This window comes from Parabacteroides timonensis, assembly GCF_900128505.1.
In the GTDB taxonomy this organism is placed as follows: Bacteria; Bacteroidota; Bacteroidia; order Bacteroidales; family Tannerellaceae; genus Parabacteroides; species Parabacteroides timonensis.
In genome coordinates this window covers 949,395-970,925 of sequence record NZ_LT669940.1, presented here as the reverse complement: position 1 = coordinate 970,925, position 21,531 = coordinate 949,395, and the positions used below count along the sequence as shown (strand labels likewise).

The following is a 21,531-nucleotide window of genomic DNA, read 5'->3' as shown; positions in this document are numbered from 1 at the left end:
GAGGAAAGGAGTTAATTGTCCCTAGGAAGAGGCTTACTAGTAAGCAAGAACCTGCTTAAACCTCGTACGGTCAATACGCCTGGGCTACTACCGGTTTAGGAATATGCACCGTATAGAGAGCCGCTTCAATCCTACGTATCAAATTCCGCTTCGTTGTCTCCGGAGCATAAACAAGGCCTTCCGTTACGACGATGCGCTGAGTCCTCTCATCCAGAAAGGCGTGGCTGACAAACGGCCCTCCCATCTTATCGCCCACCATCTTCCACAAACCGCGCAATACGCCGCAATACTGGTTATTCAAAGTGATCGGTTCATAAGACAGGTCGACACGTGTTTCCGTCGCCATATATGAATTGAGGAAAGCGCCGGGAAGGTTCACTTTCAGGACAGAATCGCGTTTGGCTACCAGATAGTCTTCCGTGAATGTATTCGCATCTGTGTACGGAAAAGAATAGACCAACAGGTCTATGCGTCCTGTCTTGGCATTATTGGAGACCCAGAGAAAGTCGGTTGTGTCTTTAAAGTAGGTCATATCGTCCGGTGCACAAAGCTGAATATTGAACTTTTCCTGTACTTTATCCATGGCCAGTTGGCTGTAATTTTTCTTCAGGATTGCCACACGCCGCTCTTTCTCTATCTTCGAAAAATGATTGACTATATCGGCTTCGTTCAGAGTTAGGTAAGTGACCAGCTCTTCGGATGAAGGGGAACTGAGCCTCATTACCTCCTGCCCTGTCGCCCATTCGTCTTCGCTTTTACTCAAAGATACCTGGGTATATTTCGTCGCATCGATATCGACGATCAGGATGTTACGCACATATCGCAGCAAACCATCGAAAGTTTCTTTCGGGGAGTAGGTTATACGCATAGAGGCTTCCGGCTGGGGAAGTCCGGGAACCGGTGAGGTTAACTGGGCCTTCACCATTTCTCCAGCCTCACCGGCCCAGTCTGTTTTATCCATTACTACCAGGACTTCGTAAGGTAGCCCGGTAGCCCGTTTCTCTACGATCGAGGTATTACAACCAGCCAATGTAAGGAGTCCCAACAGACAAAAGGCAAATAGATGTTGTGTTCTCATAAGCTTCATTTGTTTGTATATTATCAGAGTTAATTATTCACTCCGACAAATGTAGGGGAGAAAAAGGAGAAGGGAAAGGATAGATACCGGACAAACGAGAGAAGCGATAAAGAAATAGTTATCAGCAATATAGATCAAACACAAATAACATTTCCTTCATTTTGCAAGACAATCCCTATCGGCAGAATGATTAATAAAGTCGAATAAACTGATCCAGATCGGTCTTTTCGTCGAGTTGCAAGCGCTTCTTCAGGCGACTCTTCGATTTGGTCAGGGCTTCGGTCGTGTTGTTGAAGACAGCCATCTGGTCTTTACGTGCAAAGTTCCATTTAATCAGGCAACAGATCTCCTCTTCATGCCGGGTGATGCCTGATTTCTCTTTCAACTCAGTAAGGAAGTTGTTGAAGAGAAGATCGGTGGTGTGCAGAAGTTCCGTCCATTCCTGTTTGGTCAGGTTGGTGCGCACGGGATCTTTCTTTAGTTGCATTACAAGGGAGAAGGCATCGGTCACCCCTCCTGCAACCTCCGATATGTCGGAAGAAAGGCGTTCGATGATTTGCTCGCTTTCGCGCACTTTCCGCTGGTAATATTCCAGGTCGGCAATGCGCTCCTTATAGAGTTCCGACTCTTCCGTCAGGTTATGCAGGTCTTCTTCCAGGCGGTTGATCTGCCCGATGTACTCGTATTTCTCTTTCTGGTAATGATAAATGGCGACCTTATTCTTCCTGATCTTTTCCTTCACCAGCCGGTGACGCTCCTTATTGCGTGCCATACGGATACCGATAATGTACCCCAATACCGCACCGGCTATCAGCGCTACCCAACAGAAACAAAAGAGGAAAAAAGTCAGGGAAGAAGGATTGTCCATATCAGTTCTTTCACGATTTATTCTTCAGATACTCATAAATGGCCAGCTGCGAACGCACCTTTTCGGGCGCATCATCCCGCTTGAAGTTGTTATGCAACTGTTCGTCGATCAGGCAGGCCTTTACATTATCGCGCATCTGTATCTTCAGGATATCGATGACTTCCTGTTTGATCTCGGGCACGAGTATCGGAAAGGCAGTCTCGATACGGCGGTTCAGGTTACGGCGCATCCAGTCGGCCGACGTCAGGAAGACATCTTCCCGGCCATCATTATAGAAATACCAGATACGGGAATGCTCCAGAAACATATCGACGATACGGGTTATCCGGATATTGGCACTATACGGTTGATCGGGCACCAGGCAACAAATGCCCCGGACAATCAGATCGATCTCTACACCGTTCTCGCTGGCCCGATAAAGCTCATTAATCATATTCTGGTCATGCAGCCCGTTCATCTTCAAAACGATCCGTCCTTTGCGTCCCTCCTTTACGTGATCGATTTCACGTTGAATCATACGTTTCAGTTCAGGCACCATATTGAAGCGGGCCACCAACAGATGGCGGAAGGTCGGTTCGGCCATCTTCCCTTCCAATACGGCAAAGACTTTGTTTATATCGGTTATGATCTCGTCGTTGCAGGTCAGCAAAGCCATATCCGAATAGATACGGGCAGTCTTCTCGTTGAAATTGCCTGTGCTCAGGTAAGCAAAGTCACGACGTTTGTTCCCATCCTCAGAATCCTTCCGGATGATAACGGCAACCTTGGCATGTACCTTCAAACCGGGGATACTATATATAATACGTATACCGGCCTGCTCCATCCGTTCGGCGGTACTCATATTGTTCTCTTCATCAAAACGTGCTTTCAGCTCTACAAAGACCGTTACCTTCTTCCCGTTCTGCGCCGCACTGACCAGCGTATTGATCACCGCCGAATTTTCCGCCACCCGGTATTGGGTGATCTTTATCTCGTCTACCTTCGGATCGAAAGCGGCCTCCATCAGGAACCGGATCAGGTAGTCGAACGACTGGTAAGGGAAATGCAACATGATATCTTTCTTCTTCACGGCACGGAACACCGATCCCTTTTCATCCAGATAAGGAATACGCATAGGGGAAGGTATCTGCTGCTCCAACTCTTTTCCTTTCGGATTAGGCAACTTGGCCAGGTCCTGCAAATTCAGATAACGACCGCCTACCACCAGATCATCCGTAGTAATACCGAACGCATCACAGATAAAAGATAGGAAATCGTCCGGCATCGCCCTGTCGTACATAAAGCGGCTCAGGTCGCCGATCTTCCGTTTCTTCACTTTCTTACGGATACTCTCCACGATATTTCCTTTCTCGTTCTCGAGGTAAATATCGGCATCACGCGATATCTTGATACTGTAACAGCTATCGATAATATATCCGGGGAATATGTTGGCCAGGTTGGCACGGATGATATCATCGATAAACATGATATAGAACTTCCCTTCATGCTTCGGCAACTCGATAAAACGGGGAACCTTGGCATACGGTATCTTCATCATGGCATAATGATATTCAGGAACCTGCCCCTCTTCCGGTTTCCGCTTGCTTTTCTTTATCATACGGATCACCAGGTATAAACGGCGGTCGCGGATAAACGTACGGATGTCCCCGGCCTGTATCATTACGGGCGACAGGAAAGGAAAGACCTCTTCATTAAAGAAGTTATGAACGAACTCTTCATGGAAAGGTTCCGGCTCGCTTCCCTGATACAGGTAAATGTTCTGTCGATGCAGTTCTGGCAATATCTTTTCCGAAAAGATCCGGTAATATTCCCGTTGCTGGCGGTTCACTTCATTCGTTATCTCAGTCAACACTTCTTCGGCTTCGGCACCGCTTTCTTCTGTGAAGTTCTTTTTCATGATCACTCCGCGGTGTTCGGCCACACGTATTTCATAGAATTCTTCCAGGTTGGAAGAATAGATAGACAAGAACTTGATCCTCTCATAAACAGGGAGTGTATCATCCTCTGCCTCCAGCAAAACACGGTAGTTGAAAGAAAGCCAACTGATGTCGCGTTTAAAGTATTTATATGAATTCTCCATCGTATTCTATTCTTAGCTGCGTAAATATAGATACTTTTGTAGAATAAAAGAAATTGTTATGATTAAAGTTGGACTTCTCTCGGATACTCACGCCTGGTGGGATGATAAATATGCGGAATACTTTGCAGAATGCGATGAAATATGGCATGCAGGAGATATAGGATCGGACGGACTGGCGGCACGATTGGCAGCCCTGAAACCTTTCCGGGCCGTATATGGAAATATAGACGGGCAATCACTCCGGCTGGAATATCCCGAAGTGGCTCATTTCAAGGTAGAAGAAGTAAATGTGATGATGACGCATATAGGCGGCTACCCGGGACGATACAATCCGGCTATCCGCAAAGAATTGTACGACACCCGCCCGAATATCTTCATAGCGGGTCATTCGCACATACTGAAAGTTGCTTATGATAAATATCTTAATTGTTTATATATCAACCCAGGAGCCGCCGGAAAGAGCGGCTTTCACCAGGTCCGTACGCTTGTACGTTTTGTTATTGATGGTAAGAATATTAAAGACTTGGAAGTGATAGAACTCGGTATTCGATAGTAAGTCTATTACTTTCCGCAGCAGAAATTTTCAGCCAGCAATATCGTATTCTGAAGATAAGAGAACTCCTGTTCAAAGTATTCACTGAATACACCTGAATGCAGGTTTTCTTCTACTTGTTTGGCAGTCCATAGCTTTCCGCCTGCCTTTTTACATTGACTCAGTTGCTCTTCCGTACGAAGACAGATCACATAAAGTGATACTAAATGTTTAACCTTCTCGTTTTCGAACGTATAACGTATCAGGAAACGAGGTGTTACATCCTCCTGTTCGGCCAGTTCGCCCACCGACTCACGCACAGTACTTTCAATACTATGCCTGAATAACACATAACTATGGAAAGGATAATCGATCGTATCAGGGGACACGAAAGCATCTTTACTCCTTTTCATCAAATACAGCATTCCGTTATGAATAACGGCTATCCGGACGATCGGATGATAGTATTTCTTTGGCAACGTGCGGCTTACCGAACGTGCAATACAACCAATCACCTTTCCTCCTTCATTCAACACCGGCAACCACATTTCTTTCCGTAAGCTACCTTGCATCAACGACAAACGTACCTGTTCATAAAGAATAACCAGTATACCAACCAATACCCCTAGTTCCCTGTAAAGGAAACGCTCTGTATGTACACTCTGCATCGTATCCGGCAGGATACTGTATACCAGAATAGCAAACAGGTGCAATGTATATAAATTCTGAACAAGCTGGGCAATGAAATAAAATTCATTCAATGTTGTCCGCATTAAAGTCCGTTTATAAGTCGGATGAGCTGATGTTCGTATTTTCTTTAGTACCGAGCGCCGGGTAAAACCGATAAACGCAAGTACAACAACCAACAACACTTCCGTAATCAACGGAGAATAAATAAACAAGACCGGCTCGAGTTTCAAGCAAAGAAAAATAGAATATAACACCAGCGTCATTGCCGAAGGCAACAGCAGGAATTGATATACCTTATCCTTACTTAAGACCTGATAGAGAAAAATACATACAAAGCAAAAGGTAACGCCAATGATGAAAGACAACAGATAAGAAAAGTAATTGTCTAAAAACATAAACAACAGCAATGGCAATAAGCCAATGGCTTGGTTGTCCAATCCTTTCTTAACTTTGTTCATACCCTTTCCCCCTTTCTTCGCACTTTAATAATATAACAACGCAATTTGTTAAATGTTTTCGCAATCAAACATGCTTTTCGGCGTGATAAGAGGAACGAACCAGCGGAGCACTCTCCACCATCCGGAAACCTTTCTCTAAAGCAATTGATTTATAAGCATCAAACTGTTCGGGGGTGACGTATTCGGAAACTTGAATATTTTTTCTTGAAGGTTGTAAATATTGTCCAATTGTTAATACGGAAGCCCCTGTCGCAAGCACATCGTCCATCAGGCAGCATACCTCATCCGGAGTTTCCCCCAGACCGACCATGATACCTGTTTTCGCTGTTGCTCCCTGTCCGGCTATACGGGACAGGACAGATAAACTGACATCATATTTAGCTGCACTACGAACCTGCGGGCTGATACGCCGTACGGTTTCCATATTATGTGAAATAATTTCAGGACCGGCAGCAACAACCCTGTCCACCAGATCAAGACGTCCCTGGAAGTCAGGGATCAGAACTTCAACTGTTGTTTCCGGATTAACCTCCTTGATCGCACGGATAGTATCCACCCAATGCTGGGCTCCCATATCCGGCAAGTCATCCCGGTCGACCGACGTTATTACTGCATGTTTCAAATTCATCAGGCGGATGCTTTCTGCCACGTTGGCCGGTTCTAGCGGATTCAATGGCAACGGCTTGCCTGTAAGTGTATTACAAAAACGACAGGAACGGGTACATATCTCACCGGCAATCATAAAGGTTGCGGTACCACGACTCCAACACTCTCCCATATTCGGACATTTGCCGCTTGTACAGATCGTGTGCAGACAATGAGACTCAACAATACTTTTAGTCCGTGTGAACTGTTCGTTCCCTCCAAGCCGGATCTTCAACCAATCCGGCTTTCTCAAATGTTCTGGCATTATAAATTATCAAATAAGAAATTAGACATCCTGGTATACAAATGATAACGGGTATTGCCACCGTAAATACTATGATTACGGTCTTTATAAACCTGCATATCAAATTGTTTACCGGCTTGTACCAATGCTTCTGCATAATCCATCGTTTGCTGGAAGTGTACATTATCGTCAGCAGTACCGTGAACCAGCAATAGCTTACCTTGTAAGTCTTTTGCCAGACGGATAGGCGATGTAGCAGCATAGCCCGAGAAGTTTTCCTTTGGCGTACGCATAAAACGTTCGGTGTAAACCGAGTCATAATATTTCCAGTCTGTCGGAGGAGCCACTGCGATACCGGCCTTGAAAGTACCGTTACCTACGCTCATCGACATCAATGTGTTGTATCCACCAAAGCTCCATCCCCAGATGGCGATACGGCTGGCATCCACATACGGCAATTTACCTAATGCCTGTGCAGCTTCCACCTGGTCTCTGGATTCCAATTCACCCATCCGCAAGTATGTACATTTGCGGAAGGCTTCACCACGTGCACCGGTTCCCCGGCCATCCACACTGACTACTATATATCCGTTAGCAGCCAGATAGTGTTCCCAGTCAAAACCGTATTTATCCAATACTTGTTGTGAATTAGGACCGCTATATTGAACCATTAACACGGGATATTTCTTCGATTCATCGAAATTCACCGGTTTAACGATCCAGGCATTCAGCTCATAATCAGAAGCTGTATGTACCTTGAAGAATTCTTTTTTAGAGAACGATGTATTAGCCAGTTTTTCTTTCAATGCAGCATTATCCTGCAATACACGTAACTCTTTTTTGCTCTTTGTTTCGTTTACCGTAATCCGGGCGGGAGTGTTCGCATTCGAATAGGTATTTACGAAATAAGCAAAGTTATCACTGAAGTCGGCACTATTCGTACCTTCTGCATCCGTCAACTTTGTTTTTACCCCTTTCGCATCTATCTTATAAACAGAACGACGCAACGGACTTTCTTCCGCCGATTCGTAATAAGTGACTTTTGTCGCATCGTCGTAACCAATCAGACGGGTTACATCCCAGTTCCCTTTTGTCACCTGACGCTGCATTACCCCCGTCGGCGAATACAGATAAATATGGGAATAGCCGTCCTGCTCGTTTACATAAGTAAATCCGGAAGGGAAGAAATGAATAGAAGTCAACCATTCGGAATCCACATAACATTTATTTTCATCACGAAGGATCAGGCGCGATACACCACTCTTCGGATTTACATAATACATATTAAAGAGGTTCTGCTGACGGTTTAAAGTCATTACAGCCAACTGGTCGGAATTAGTCGTAAAAATAATCCGCGGAATATAGCTGTCTGCCTCAACCGGCACTTTCAATTCCTTGATATCTTTAGTAGCGACACTGTAAGAATGCACGGTTACTTTCGAGTTATTTTCTCCGGCTTTCGGATATTTAAAGTTGTAATAACCCGGATATAAACCTGTACCGTACATCTGCATGGAATATTCAGGAACTTCACTCTCATCGAAACGGACATAAGCCAGGTACTCACTATCGGGCGACCAGGCCATCAGGTTTGTTACTGCAAATTCCTCTTCGTACACCCAATCGGTAATACCGTTCAGGATTTTGTTCAGTTCACCATCTTTGGTTACCTGCACTTCAGTATCGTAATCGAACTTACGAACCCATATATTGTTATCCACAACATAAGCACACATACGTCCGTCAGGCGAATAAGTCGGAATCATCTGTTTGTTCTTCGAGTCCGACAAAGGCTTTACATAGTTACGACGCACGTCATAATCGTAAACAGTAGCCTTGAACGAACGACGATAAATCGGTTCAGTCTCTCTCCAAACCAATATATGATGACCGGTACTGCTGATATCATATCCATCGAAGTCATCAAATGTCGATTCGCGGGCAGTGCGGGCATTAAACAAGGTATCTACCGGATTACCCGTACGATATGAATATTTAATGATCATACTCCGATCCTTGTTCATTGCTGTATAATGCTCACCATCCGGCAACGACCGCATTTCTCCAATAGCTGTTACCTGACGGAATTTACCATCTGTAATTTCTTTTAAATCTACACGTTTGCTCCCGTTCTGAGCAGATACGCTTCCAATTATCACCAATGAAAGCAAGAAACCAACACCCAATCGTTTCATGAATACTTCTAATTTTATTTTGAATAGGTCGCAAAGTTAGCATTTTATCATGGTAAACCCTTCACCTTTAAAGGTAATTTATGTACCAGCCCGGGTAAGCTCGGGCATTTTATCGTTAAATTAACCACCGGACATTGGCGATTAACCATTATAAATTACCTTTGCCTCATGGAAAACGTAAAGCCTTATAATGATTTCGGTGATTTTCTACGGAAAGTATTCCCTTACAAAGTACAGAAAATCTCTATAAACGCCGGCTTCACCTGCCCTAACCGTGACGGCTCAAAGGGTTGGGGAGGATGCACTTATTGTAATAACCAAACATTCAGTCCGGAATATTGCCACACAGAGAAAAGCGTATCCGAACAATTGGAAGAAGGCATCCGCTTCTTCTCCCGCAAATATCCGGAAATGAAATACTTGGCCTATTTCCAGGCGTATACCAATACATACGATGAACTGAATTCGTTGAAAGCCAAATACGAGGAAGCCTTATCACATCCCGAAGTGGTCGGGCTGATCGTCGGAACGCGCCCGGACTGTATGCCGGAAGCTTTGCTGGACTATTTCACCTCCCTCGCCAAAGAAAAGTTTGTGATGATAGAATACGGATTGGAAAGTACATTAGATAAAACATTGATCCGCATCAACCGCGGACATACTTACGAAGAATCGGAAACAGCCATCCACCGGACAGCCGAAAGAGGCATCTACACCGGAGCCCATCTGATCCTGGGTTTACCGGGAGAAAGCCGCGAAGAGATACTGCATCATGCCGATCGATTATCCGCATTACCGATCACAACGCTAAAGCTTCATCAATTGCAACTGATCCGCAACACCCGCATGGCGAAGGAATATGCCGATCATCCGGAAGAGTTCCATCTTTATACGGCCGACGAATACATCGACCTGGTGATCGACTTTATAGAAAAATTAACCCCCTCTATTGTAGTAGAGAGGTTTGTATCGCAATCCCCGAAAGAGCTGTTGATCGCTCCCGACTGGGGACTTAAAAACTTCGAATTTACCGCTAGAGTAAATAAGCGTATTGCCGAAAGAAATGCACGGCAGGGACGACTATTTATTCCTTTTTCTTAGGAGCCAGTTCCCCGTAGAATGTGATATTCTGCTTATTGACAGGTGTCACATTTATAGTTGCGGAACCATTAGAGAATACCTGTACATTAAATGTATATGTATCGTCGTCTGTCTGGGCACGAAACTGTATTTGAGCGGTTCCCTTTTTGTTGAAAGAGGTTTGATAATCGGTAATTGATTTTTCAAATCGCAACCCGTCACCGCCACCATAAGGAGCCGAATATGCTCTTCCGAAATAAGGAAGATAGGAAATAGCCGAGTCGCCGCGCATTTCCAGAGAATAGGGAGAGGTCAGATTGAGAGAACGCCCTCCCATGGGTATCGCACGGTTCACATCTATCGTAAACCGTTTACTTTCTATTAATTCTTTTACTTCTTTTTCTTTTTGTTCTTTCTTTTCCTTCTTGGTTTGGGCACAAAGGGATTGCCCTATTAAAGCGAGGACAATCCCCAGTATCCAGAATAACCTAACGTTCTTCATAACCTTAATAACTAATACACAATTTGCCTTTTATATATAAGACAATTATAAGATGACAAAAGTTTAAGTCAGACCCGTTAATTTAACACAACAAAAGGTTAACAAAGTTATAGGATGATACCGGAGACAACTAACCTCATTTATAACACAGAAAGTAGTCAACTAAAACCGTTAAACGATTCGAGAGAATAAAGAAGTATCATATATTATGATACTGAATTCCCACATATTATGAAAATATATTCTCATATATTATGATACTCCAATTTCACTATATATGACAATTTAGACCTCCGCATAGGGTTCACCGAAGCGAATAGGTTCAAATATTATCAATTAAAAACCAAAGCACTTGCGTATGTCCGTCAACTTTACGTAATTTGCTGTACATTATAATTCTGAATTGGAATAAACAAATTTATGGAGAAAAAACATCAGTATCAGGGCTTAACCAAACAAGAAGTTGAAGAAAGCAGGCGCCTTCACGGCGAAAATATCCTTACACCTCCCGAGAAAGCTTCTCTCTGGAGTCAATTCCTCGAAAAGTTCAATGATCCGATCATTAAGATCCTGCTGGTAGCATGGTTATTGTCGATGATCATCGCCGGCGTACATTGCTGGGGACCGGAGGCAAAGGGCTTCACCGCTTTTCTCGAACCGATCGGTATATTCTTTGCCATCATGCTGGCATCGTGCGTAGGGTTCTTTTTTGAACTGAAAGCCAACAAAGCATTCGATATACTGAACACAGTGAACGATGATACATTCGTAAAAGTAATCCGCGAAGGAAATATCTGCCAGATCACTAAAAAAGAAGTGGTAGTAGGCGACATCGTCGTACTGGAAACGGGAGAAGAAATACCCGCCGACGGTCGACTGCTGGAAGCTATATCCTTACAGGTTAACGAGTCGACCCTGACCGGCGAACCAATCATCAGCAAAACAACCAACGAAGCTGAATTCGATAACGAAGCAACTTACCCATCCAACGCTGTGATGCGTGGAACGACCGTAGTAGACGGACACGGTGTGATGGAGGTCGAACTGGTCGGTGACGCTACCGGATACGGAAAAGTGTATGAAGGCTCCCAAATAGAAAGTGACGTCGAGACCCCGTTGCAGATGCAGCTGAAAGGACTTGCCGCCGTGATCAGTAAAGGTGGATACACCGTAGCCGGGCTTACTTTCATCGCCCTATTGGCCAAACTGTTCCTCACCTCTTCCGGTATGCCGGTAATGGATTTGATCTCTCACATACTGAATATCTTTATGATAGCAGTAACCCTGATCGTTGTATCCGTCCCCGAAGGTTTGCCGATGAGCGTCACCCTGAGCCTCGCGCTCAGCATGAACCGGATGCTTAAAACGAACAACCTGGTCCGTAAGATGCATGCCTGTGAAACAATGGGAGCTACAACCGTGATCTGCACTGACAAGACCGGAACACTGACACAAAACCAGATGCAGGTCTATCAGACAAACTTTTACAACCTAAAAGACCAGAAACTGGGTGACGATGAACTAAGCAACCTAATCAAAGAAGGTATCTCGGTTAACTCTACCGCCTATCTTGACTTCTCGGAAGATAAAGTAAAGACATTGGGCAACCCCACCGAAGCAGCCCTGTTGCTTTGGCTGAACAGCCAGGGCCAGAATTATCTGACATTACGGGAGGAAGCACCGGTTCTGGCACAGCTCACCTTCTCGACAGAAAGAAAGTACATGGCAACTGTCGTACAGTCCGCCTTGCTCGGTAAAAAGATATTATACGTCAAAGGCGCTCCGGAAATCGTACTGGCAAACAGCCAGCGTGTAGCGACCGACGGAGATTACAAGCCGGTAGAAGCCTGCAAGGCCGAAATTGAAAAGCAACTATTGAATTATCAGAATCAGGCGATGCGTACACTCGGATTCGCTTACCAGATCATTGAAGACGGGAAAGACGAAGCCTATTTCGTAAACGGACGCTTACATGGAACCGACCTGACTTACCTGGGGATCGTTGCTATCTCCGACCCAGTCCGGGCAGATGTCCCCGCAGCTGTTCAAAGCTGTCTGAACGCAGGCATAGACGTAAAGATCGTAACAGGAGATACACCGGGAACAGCCAAAGAGATCGGCCGTCAGATCGGGACATGGAAACCGGAAGATACCGACCGTAATATCATCACCGGCCCAGGCTTCGAAGCTTTAACCGATGAAGAAGCATTGGATCGTGTACTCGACCTGAAAATTATGTGTCGCGCCCGTCCAACCGACAAGCAACGCCTGGTCCAGTTATTACAAAAGAAAGGGGCCGTTGTTGCTGTAACCGGCGACGGAACGAATGACGCTCCGGCTCTGAAAGCCGCACAGGTAGGTCTTTCGATGGGAGACGGAACATCCGTTGCTAAAGAAGCCAGCGATATTACGATTCTGGATAACTCCTTCGGAAGTATTACCCGCGCCGTTATGTGGGGACGTTCCCTGTACCGTAATATCCAGAAGTTCCTGCTCTTCCAGTTGACAATCAATGTGGCTGCCTGTCTGATCGTTTTGTTAGGCTCGCTGTTCGGAACCGAATCACCGCTTACCATTACTCAGATGTTGTGGGTAAACCTTATCATGGATACATTCGCAGCCGGGGCACTGGCCTCCCTTCCTCCTAACGAACGGGTTATGAAAGACAAACCCCGCCGTAGCGGAAAAGACGGAGACTTTATCATCACCCGCCCGATGGCTTACAACATCTTCGGAGTAGGCTTGGCTTTCGTCATCATCCTGATGGGAGTATTATACTACTTCCACGCACAGACCGGATTAACTCCGCACGACCTGTCCTGGTTCTTTAGCTTCTTCGTGATGCTTCAGTTCTGGAATATGTTCAATGCCAAAGCGTTCATGGAAGGCCGTTCGGCTTTCGCCAACCTGAAAGAGAGCAAAAGCTTCCTGTTTGTAGCATTGCTGATCCTGATCGGCCAATATCTGATCGTCACTTTCGGAGGAGAAATGTTCAATGTAATTCCTCTATCGCTGAAAGACTGGGGTATCATCATCGGTTCTTCCTCCCTGGTTCTCTGGGTAGGTGAAATTGCACGCGGAATCAGCCGGCTTACAAAGAAGTAAGCCGGAACTAACAAATCAAGATAATAACTTGCTGTGTTAGATTATAATATTTACATTTGCTTAAATTGAAAGCGAAAAGAATATGGAAATAAAAATAAAACACGGAATAGAGACAGTGATCAGTCTTTCCGGTCAACTGGACACCTTGAGTTCGCCCGATTTGGAAAAAGAGATCATGGACATCCTTGAGAAAGATGTAAAGAAAGTAATACTCGATGGCACTGACCTTAGTTATATCAGCAGTGCCGGCCTGCGTTTACTTCTCATTCTACAAAAAAAAATGAGCCAGAAAGGCGGGACTTTCGTGTTGAGGAATATCCAGAGCAGCATTATGGATATATTCAAAATAACCGGATTCAACTCTTTCCTTACCATTGAGTAATAAGATCCAAACTCCGGTAAAATGACCAGCACACTACATATTAAGAATAATCCTGACCAGCTTGCCCTTCTGTATGATTTCCTGGAACAGCAAGCTGGACGTTGCGGTATTGATGCAACATTGCTTATACAGATAAAGTTGGCAATGGACGAAGCTGTAACGAATGTTATTCAATATGCATATCCCAATTCAGAAGGCGATATACGCATTGACATGGGGTGTGAAGAGGGAGTGTTGAAAATAGTTGTGACCGACAACGGCATCCGGTTCAATCCGCTGGAAAATCAGGAACCGGATATAACCCTTTCGGTAGAAGAACGCCCGATCGGCGGACTGGGTATTTTCCTGGTTAAACAATTGATGACGGATGTCAGGTATGACCGTTCCGAAGGAAAGAATATATTAACAATGACCAAAGAAATTCAGTAATATGGCCGACTTCGATATTAAAGAAATAGCTTCCCTCAAAAGACAACTGCGCATCATAGAAAAGTTGACGCTGGTTGGCTGGATACTTATTATTGCAGGCCTTTATTACGATTGGGAAACGGTTCCCGGCATCGCTATCGTTGTAGAGATTATTCTCTATATCTTAAAAGGACGTTTGCGGAAAAAGCTGAAGCAAAAAGAATACCTTGCCAAGATAGTGGAAGAACGTACCATCGAGCTCCGTATCCAGCGCGACCAGGTATTGAAAGAATCGGAAAAACTGTCGAAAGCACTGGATGCTCTGGCCGAAGCGCAGGACGAACTGGTACGGAAGGAAAAGCTGGCAACCGTAGGACAGCTTACACAGGGATTGGTAGACCGTATCCTCAATCCGGTAAACTACATCAATAACTTTGCCGGCCTATCGGCAGACCTGATCAAGGAATTGAAAGAGAACATCACGGACGAGAAAGCCGTCATGACAAAAGAAATCTATGAAGACAGTGTCGAAATACTCGATATGATAGAAGGTAACTTGCAAAAAATCAATGAGCATGGTTGTAACACGGTCCGCATCGTCAAAGCTATGGAAGAGTTGTTGAAAGACCGTCACGGCGATGTTACAGTAACCGATCTGAGCGAGTTGTGTAAGGTCAACATAGATGTTCTCAACAAATTATTCAAAAAAGAAATTGAAGAAAACCAGATACAGATAAACCTCGAATGCCCGGAAAAGCCGCTTATGGTGGAAATCGATATCGAACAGATGAATAAAGCAATAGGCAGCATTCTTAAAAACAGCATTTATGCACTGCTCCGGAAACTCCAGAAAGAAAGTTTCACTCCGTTTATTACGATCAAATTGGAGGAAAGAGCAAACAATACTGCATTTATCAGTATCTATGATAACGGAATAGGTATCGAAGACAATATCAAAGACAGGATATTCGAACCATTTTTTACAACGAAACCTTCGGCTGAAGCAGCCGGTGTCGGGTTGTATCTCTGCCGTGAAGTTATCCTTAACCATCAGGGTTCGATCCTGGCGAAAAGCGAAAAGGATAACTATACTGAATTCCTAATTACAATTCCCATCAGTCAAAAAAGGATCAACAATGAATGAGAATACCCAAAAAGAGATTGAGAATCTGCGGAAGCAGATCAGCCAGCAGGAAAAGATGGCTTCGCTCGGATTATTGAGTGCCGGTATTGCGCATGAGATACAGAATCCGCTCAACTTCGTAATCAATTTCAGCAAAGTTTCGCAGAAGCTACTAAAGGATATGCAGGAAGTGCTGGACGAGCTCGGGGATGCATTACCGGAAGACTCGGTCGAAGAGATCAAAGAAATTATGTCCGACCTGGAGGGGAATATGACTAAGATCGAAGAGAACGGCAACCGCGCTTCGAGCATTGTGCGTGGCATCCTGCTCTACTCGCGTGGCAAAGACGACGAATATATCCCTACCGACCTGCAACAGCTGACCAAAGAATATATATGGCTTTCTTACCATGCCGTCAGAGCGAATAATAAAAGCTTCAACGTGGCTATACAAGAGAATTATGCCGACGACTTGCCATTGGTAAAGATTATTCCGCAAGACTTCAGTCGTGCCATACTCAACCTGATGAACAACGCCTGTTATGCCGTATTCAGCAAATCGAAAGAGGCAGCCGACACAGCTTACCAGCCCACCATCAAGGTTTCCCTAAAGAAAGAAGACAACCGTATCTCCCTGGTTATAGAAGATAACGGACAGGGTATTTCCGAAGAGGTAAAGAAGAAACTTTATACTCCTTTCTTCACTACAAAGCCGATCGGGGAAGGTACCGGCCTGGGGTTGTCGATCACTAAATCGATTATCGAACAAAAACACAACGGTACGATCGAGATGGAGTCCTGTCCCGGCGAATATACCCGTTTTACTATTTCTATTCCTATCCAACAATAACAGAGACAAAAGTCATGGCTATAAAAATATTAAGTGTAGATGATGAATTAGACCTGGAAAGGTTGCTTACCCAATACTTCCGTCGCAAGATAAAGAAAGGAGAATATGAATTCTATTTTGCGCACAACGGACTGGAAGCACTTCAACTCATGCTTGTCCAACCGGATTTCGATGTTATATTAAGCGACATCAATATGCCGGAAATGGACGGGTTGACATTGCTTGCCAAAATAAACGAGATGCAGAATCCGGCTCTGAAATGTATCATGGTTTCAGCCTACGGCGATATGGAGAATATTCGTAGTGCCATGAACCAGGGGGCATTCGACTTTACGACAAAGCCAATCAACCTGGAAGACCTGGAACGTACGATCGAAAAGGCAGCTGAACAGATATCCTTCATCAAGAAGGCACAACAGGAACACTCACAGTTGGAATCTATCCGTAACGACCTGCATATCGCCCAGGAAATACAACAGACCATCCTGCCGAAAACATTTCCGCCGTTTCCGGAATTGAAATCATTCGACATCTACGCCTATATGAATGCGGCTAAATATGTGGGAGGCGACTTTTACGATTTCTTCCGCATAGACCAGGATCGTTTGGGATTCGTAATTGCAGATGTTGCAGGTAAAGGAGTCCCGGCTGCCATCTTTATGGCGATCAGCCGGACGGTTATCCGGACAATCGCACTGAACGAAAATTCAGCAGCCATGTGTATGCAACGTTCGAATGCATTTCTTTGCCAGGAAAATACAAACGAAATGTTCGTCACCGTATTCTATGGCATACTGAATCTGAATACAGGCCTCGTGACCTATTGCAATGCAGGACACAACCCTCCTATCCTGATGAAAGCAGATAATACAGTTGTATCCGTACCGCTGACAAACGACTTTATATTAGGAAGCATAGACGATATCACCTATCACGAAAAAACTTTACAGCTATTGCCGGGAGACAACCTGTTGCTCTACACCGACGGAATCACAGAAGCGATGAATACCCGCCACGAGCAATACAGCGAACAACGGTTGCTTGAAAACTGTCAGGAGTTGATCGGAAAGAGTCCGAAAGAGATTGTAGACAAAATAACGGAGCAAGTTGGAAAGTTCGTTGTCGGAGCCGTACAATCGGACGACATCACGTTGTTGTCCATCACGTATCAAGGCTAACTTACTTTTACCGGATAAAAAAACGGAGATGCACCGATCGGTGCATCTCCGTTTTTTATATACATTATATATATGTACTTATTTCAGCAAAGCATCACGGATACCCATGATTTCTGCATTAGCAGCTCTGGCATCCTGGATTGTTGCTACTTTTTCTTTCAGCGGACTGATGGTTGTACCCAGCTGTTGCAGATCCGGATAATAAGAAGCCAAATCGGCAACTACTTCTTCCAGCATAGTCACACGTTTTTCCATATTGGCAGACAGACCGGCAGATGTAGCATCCCCCTTAACAACCAATGTTGGATTAGCAAGCAGACAAGCATATTCAGCAGAAGATGCACCTAAGATTTCGATCTGTACATCTATTTTATTTTCTGCAGCCATCTTATCGATGATCTTATCTTCCTGTGCATTCATGAAAGCCTGCAATTGTTCTTTAGTTGCATCTTTCGGAGCTTCTTCTTTCAGAATATCCAATACAAAAGAAACATTCAGGTCTGTAGCCAGTTTTACAATGGCACCTTCTACCTCAGCAGTAGGCTGGCCGATAGCTTTCAATACGTTGTAATCAGCCATATACATACCAAGTGCACGTGCTTTCTGTGTAGCAGTACTCAGTTCAGCAGCTTTAGCTACCGGCAGCATATATGTCAAATCAGCCACTTTAACCTGAACTTCGCCGCTTGACAAACGATAAGGAAGCTCAGACTCCGGCATATCAGCCAGGAACTTAACAGTTTCCTGCTTTACCTCTTCTGTCAACAAATCTTTCGGAGCTTTACCGGCTATAACGGCAGCTTCTTCCGTTTTCTGGGCATCATCAGATTTCTTAGCTCCGTTACAGGAAGCCATGCCTACCATTAATGCGGCTATTGCAAGCACGCTTAATACACTCTTTTTCATGTTACTTTATTTAATAATTTATATTCCAGCTTTTTCACTCTTCTCTCAGGAAACGTCCCGGAAACTCTGCGAATATAGCGATAATCGCTAAAAACGCAAAGAAACCTATAATCAATAAATTAAAATTATACGTAGAAATTGAAATACCACCCAAATTTTTCTCATAAGCATAGAAAGGAGCTCTGCCATACGGGTTATCCGGCACTACATATATTTGACCTATCGCAGGATAAATACGATGGCCATACTCTTTATAGAAATTACGTCCACCAGCTCCCATCACCAGATCTTCGATAGCCGAGTTATGGTGTTCTTTCTTTTGGGCGGTTACCCACTCAGCTCCTTTCTCACGTATATCCTCCTGTTGCACCTGATCCAGATAAGCAGTAAAGTTATGCGCACGTTCATGCAGGGCCATATCCACCTTATCCAAATACGACAAATAGCTTTCGCCCTTCGCATAAGGAGCAATACGGGCTGCATGTCCCAACACAGCCAGTTCATTTTCTACCATCAATCGTTTGTCGGAGTCATCCTTTATTTCTAGTTGTTCAGCCAACCGACGTACCTCTTTCGCATGTATATTCTCATAATACTGTGCCAGATACTTTTCTCTTTCAATTGGAAAATAAGCCTGGTTATAAGCATTATCGGCAAACTGCTCCACCATCAAGGCCTCGAAAGCCCAGCGTGAAGGAATAATTTCACCGATCAGCGGCACTTTATTTTCCTTCGATGCACGGGTATTCAAGTCATCGAACTTGATCACCAATCCACAAAGTAATATCTGCGGAATAAGCAAAAGAGGGATCGTGATATAGATGGCAACAACAGAATTCATCGACTGCGACAAGATCAATCCCGTCAGATTTGCCAGGAAAGAGGTAGCCCAAAGGATACTCCACCAGATACCGAACATCTCCCATCCAACTCCCATGATAGCATTCCCCACTAAAACAAAAAGTAAAGACTGTAGTCCCGATACTATCAGAAGGTAAACCATCTTGGAAGTAAGGTAGCTACTGCGGCTCAACCGGAGAAAATGTTCACGCTTCAGGATAGGCTTGTCTTTTATGATCTCTTCGGCACTTATGCTTAGCCCCATAAAGGTCACGACAATAACCGACATAAAGATATAAGACACAAAGTTCTTGTTGGCTAGCAGAGTATACTCGTCGCCATCCACATAACGGGTAAGCAAAGCGACAATCAATGCCAATAAAGGAGCTTCCAGTAAGGTAATTGCCAAATACTGTTTATTAACCAACTTTGTTCGGATATTCCGTTCCAGGAAAATACAAAATTGCTTAAACCAGGAAGGTTTCCGCTGTTTGCTGTCAGGCAAATCTTTCTCCTCGACATCTGTGTAATCTGGTCGCGCCGAGACATATTTCTCATGCCATTCCTCGGGGGTAAACTTCCGGATATTCGTCTGGTTACCACTATCGTCGATCTTCTTCGAGTCTATGATGTTCAATATCAATTCCGGATTGACATTTCCGCAGGTACTGCAAACACTGATATCCGGATCGGTATATTTAGCCGCTTGCTTGAAATAGATAATTGCTTCTATCGGATTCCCGTCATAGATAGGATACCCTCCCCGATCCAACAACCAAAGACGGTCGAACAACTTATAGATTTCCGACGATGGTTGATGAATATTCACGACAACCAGCCTTCCGCGATGGGTCTGTTCTTTCAACAGCATGATAACTTTCTCTGAATCTGACGAAGACAAACCGGAGGTAGGCTCATCCAGATACAGAATAGCCGGCTCACGAATCAGTTCGAGAGCAATATTCAATCGTTTACGTTGTCCACCACTGATCGTTTTGCGGATGGGCGAACCGACTTCCAGATCTTTTATACCTTCCAGATCCAAATCTTTCAGGACAGCATCGACCCGTTCTTTAATCTCCGGTTCCGAAAGACAGGCAAAACAAAGACGGGCCGTAAACCAAAGGTTCTGATAAACGGTAAGTTCTTCAATCAACAAATCGTCTTGCGGAACAAAACCGATCAGTTGCCGGGCTTCGGGCGCATCCAATGGATAACCGTTCACAGTTATACTCCCTTCGTCCGGACGGATATTCCCGTTCATGATACCCAGTAAAGTAGACTTACCGACTCCACTTCCTCCCATAATGGCAACCAGTTGTCCCGACTCCAGGTTGAAGGAAAAGTTATGCAGTCCGTTGGAACTATTTTTAAAAGTAAAATTCAAACCTCTACCAGCCAGAGAAATCGTTTCTTTCCGTTCATTCTTATTATAGACAGTCAATAAGTCACTGTAATAAACCGGAAGAAACAAAGGTCCTTTCAATACGCTACTATGCTGCCAGGCATAAAATATTCCCGATGACAAAGGGATATCGTTCATGAAAACGACCCCTGAGCCATAATAGGTAAATATCTGCTTATCGAACCGACGGATAAAGAGTACACGGATAAATCCGTCCATCCCCTTACGGGTTATATGGTTTTCAGCTTCAATATCTTCTCCACTGATAAGAAGTAAAGAAGAAGACGGTTTCCCGATTATAAATGCAAGTATGTCGTCAAACTCTTCCTGTGGAATGGCAAAAATATCGGCCACCAGATGAAAAAGAGACAGATGGTTTTCAAACTCTTCACTATTGGAATAAGCAAACTCCACAAAGCGAATTAGGAGAAGAAGTTGTTCTTCCGCCATCAGCTTCACCTTCATCTGCTCACAGATATTACGTACCACTCCCTCTTTATCCACAGGAAAAAGAGGATCGTCATACATACTCCGCAACTCACTGTATAACTCAATATACTCTTTATGAGAACGAACACCAAAATGACTGGACAAATAAAAATGAACCGCCCGGCTTGCCTGCTGTTCCTCTATGCGCACAGCCGAAGCAAAAACAGCAAACAGATTTAATAAACCGTTCAGAATGGTTTCATTCATATATTCATAGATAATGATGATTTACAGGACAAAGATAAAACTTAATACTTTATATATCATAAAAGAAAACCAGCTAAATCCCAAGTATAACACAAAAAGCAGCTATCTTTTGAGATAACTGCTTCTATTTTATGAGCCGAAAGCCGGACTTGAACTGGCAACCTAGCTACCAACACAACCAACTGAGCTATTGCGGCTTATCTGTTTTACCTTCGCCGTTTTTTGTTTTATACTTGCTTGGTTTACACCTCTGCTTACATGAGCCA

General features: G+C 44.3%; 17 protein-coding genes. 8 read left to right on the top strand and 9 right to left on the bottom strand.

What is annotated here, in order from left to right:
• Nucleotides 1-70: 70 nt before the first annotated feature.
• The 3 genes from BQ7394_RS04470 to BQ7394_RS04460 form a co-directional block, all read right to left on the bottom strand.
• Nucleotides 71-1,078 carry a DUF4837 family protein gene (locus BQ7394_RS04470; protein ID WP_075556266.1) on the bottom strand — a complete coding sequence of 336 codons (1,008 nt, stop codon included), beginning with the start codon at nucleotides 1,076-1,078 and terminating at the stop codon, nucleotides 71-73.
• Between the two features lie 190 nt (nucleotides 1,079-1,268).
• Nucleotides 1,269-1,946, bottom strand: coding sequence for a hypothetical protein (locus BQ7394_RS04465; RefSeq protein ID WP_075556265.1), 678 nt, complete (start codon nucleotides 1,944-1,946; stop codon nucleotides 1,269-1,271).
• A 10-nt stretch (nucleotides 1,947-1,956) separates the two neighbouring features.
• Nucleotides 1,957-4,026, bottom strand: a complete 2,070-nt coding sequence (locus BQ7394_RS04460; RefSeq protein ID WP_075556264.1) for an RNA degradosome polyphosphate kinase — start codon at nucleotides 4,024-4,026, stop codon at nucleotides 1,957-1,959.
• Nucleotides 4,027-4,084: 58 nt separating this feature from the next.
• Here BQ7394_RS04460 and BQ7394_RS04455 point away from each other — a divergent pair, with 58 nt between their 5' ends.
• Entirely contained in the window at nucleotides 4,085-4,579 is a 495-nt protein-coding gene (locus BQ7394_RS04455) for a metallophosphoesterase family protein (RefSeq protein WP_075556263.1), read from the top strand.
• 8 nt (nucleotides 4,580-4,587) lie between these two features.
• On the opposite strand, the gene BQ7394_RS04450 is transcribed toward BQ7394_RS04455, so the two are convergent.
• From BQ7394_RS04450 to BQ7394_RS04440, 3 genes are all read right to left on the bottom strand, one after another.
• Nucleotides 4,588-5,706: an NUDIX hydrolase gene (locus tag BQ7394_RS04450; RefSeq protein ID WP_075556262.1), complete on the bottom strand. Its 1,119-nt coding sequence runs from the start codon at nucleotides 5,704-5,706 to the stop codon at nucleotides 4,588-4,590.
• 64 nt (nucleotides 5,707-5,770) lie between these two features.
• Entirely contained in the window at nucleotides 5,771-6,616 is an 846-nt protein-coding gene (gene lipA, locus BQ7394_RS04445) for a lipoyl synthase (protein WP_075556261.1), read from the bottom strand.
• Nucleotides 6,616-8,790 carry a S9 family peptidase gene (locus BQ7394_RS04440; RefSeq protein WP_075556260.1) on the bottom strand — a complete coding sequence of 725 codons (2,175 nt, stop codon included), beginning with the start codon at nucleotides 8,788-8,790 and terminating at the stop codon, nucleotides 6,616-6,618. The genes lipA and BQ7394_RS04440 overlap by 1 nt, the downstream gene beginning before the upstream one ends.
• 168 nt (nucleotides 8,791-8,958) lie before the next feature.
• Between BQ7394_RS04440 and BQ7394_RS04435 the strand changes: the two genes are divergently transcribed.
• Nucleotides 8,959-9,891: a tRNA modification radical SAM protein MnmL/YtqA gene (locus tag BQ7394_RS04435; protein ID WP_075556259.1), complete on the top strand. Its 933-nt coding sequence runs from the start codon at nucleotides 8,959-8,961 to the stop codon at nucleotides 9,889-9,891.
• Here BQ7394_RS04435 and BQ7394_RS04430 read toward each other — a convergent pair.
• Nucleotides 9,875-10,372, bottom strand: a complete 498-nt coding sequence (locus BQ7394_RS04430) for a DUF4251 domain-containing protein (protein ID WP_075556258.1) — start codon at nucleotides 10,370-10,372, stop codon at nucleotides 9,875-9,877. The two genes, BQ7394_RS04435 and BQ7394_RS04430, sit on opposite strands and share 17 nt — an antisense overlap.
• A gap of 420 nt (nucleotides 10,373-10,792) precedes the next feature.
• Here BQ7394_RS04430 and BQ7394_RS04425 point away from each other — a divergent pair, with 420 nt between their 5' ends.
• The 6 genes from BQ7394_RS04425 (at nucleotide 10,793) to BQ7394_RS04400 (ending at nucleotide 17,418) form a co-directional block, all read left to right on the top strand.
• The gene (locus BQ7394_RS04425) at nucleotides 10,793-13,477 is read left to right on the top strand and encodes a calcium-translocating P-type ATPase, PMCA-type (RefSeq protein WP_075556257.1); all 2,685 of its coding nucleotides are present in this window, start codon (nucleotides 10,793-10,795) and stop codon (nucleotides 13,475-13,477) included.
• 82 nt (nucleotides 13,478-13,559) lie between these two features.
• On the top strand, nucleotides 13,560-13,859 hold the full coding sequence (locus BQ7394_RS04420) for an STAS domain-containing protein (RefSeq protein WP_075556256.1): 300 nt from the start codon (nucleotides 13,560-13,562) through the stop codon (nucleotides 13,857-13,859).
• 21 nt (nucleotides 13,860-13,880) lie between these two features.
• Nucleotides 13,881-14,288 (top strand): ATP-binding protein, encoded by a 408-nt coding sequence (locus BQ7394_RS04415; RefSeq protein WP_075556255.1) that lies wholly within the window; start codon nucleotides 13,881-13,883, stop codon nucleotides 14,286-14,288.
• A gap of 1 nt (nucleotide 14,289) precedes the next feature.
• Nucleotides 14,290-15,411 carry a sensor histidine kinase gene (locus BQ7394_RS04410; RefSeq protein ID WP_075556254.1) on the top strand — a complete coding sequence of 374 codons (1,122 nt, stop codon included), beginning with the start codon at nucleotides 14,290-14,292 and terminating at the stop codon, nucleotides 15,409-15,411.
• Nucleotides 15,404-16,240 (top strand): sensor histidine kinase, encoded by an 837-nt coding sequence (locus BQ7394_RS04405; protein ID WP_075556253.1) that lies wholly within the window; start codon nucleotides 15,404-15,406, stop codon nucleotides 16,238-16,240. Before BQ7394_RS04410 ends, BQ7394_RS04405 begins: the two co-directional genes overlap by 8 nt.
• Nucleotides 16,241-16,254: 14 nt before the next feature.
• Nucleotides 16,255-17,418 carry a PP2C family protein-serine/threonine phosphatase gene (locus BQ7394_RS04400; RefSeq protein ID WP_075556252.1) on the top strand — a complete coding sequence of 388 codons (1,164 nt, stop codon included), beginning with the start codon at nucleotides 16,255-16,257 and terminating at the stop codon, nucleotides 17,416-17,418.
• A gap of 78 nt (nucleotides 17,419-17,496) precedes the next feature.
• Here the strand turns inward: BQ7394_RS04400 and BQ7394_RS04395 are convergent, their stop codons facing one another.
• Both BQ7394_RS04395 and BQ7394_RS04390 read right to left on the bottom strand, forming a co-directional pair.
• Entirely contained in the window at nucleotides 17,497-18,324 is an 828-nt protein-coding gene (locus BQ7394_RS04395; RefSeq protein WP_075556251.1) for a hypothetical protein, read from the bottom strand.
• 34 nt (nucleotides 18,325-18,358) lie between these two features.
• Complete coding sequence (locus tag BQ7394_RS04390; RefSeq protein WP_075556250.1) at nucleotides 18,359-21,265, bottom strand: ATP-binding cassette domain-containing protein; 2,907 nt, start codon at nucleotides 21,263-21,265, stop codon at nucleotides 18,359-18,361.
• Between the last annotated feature and the right edge of the window lie 266 nt (nucleotides 21,266-21,531).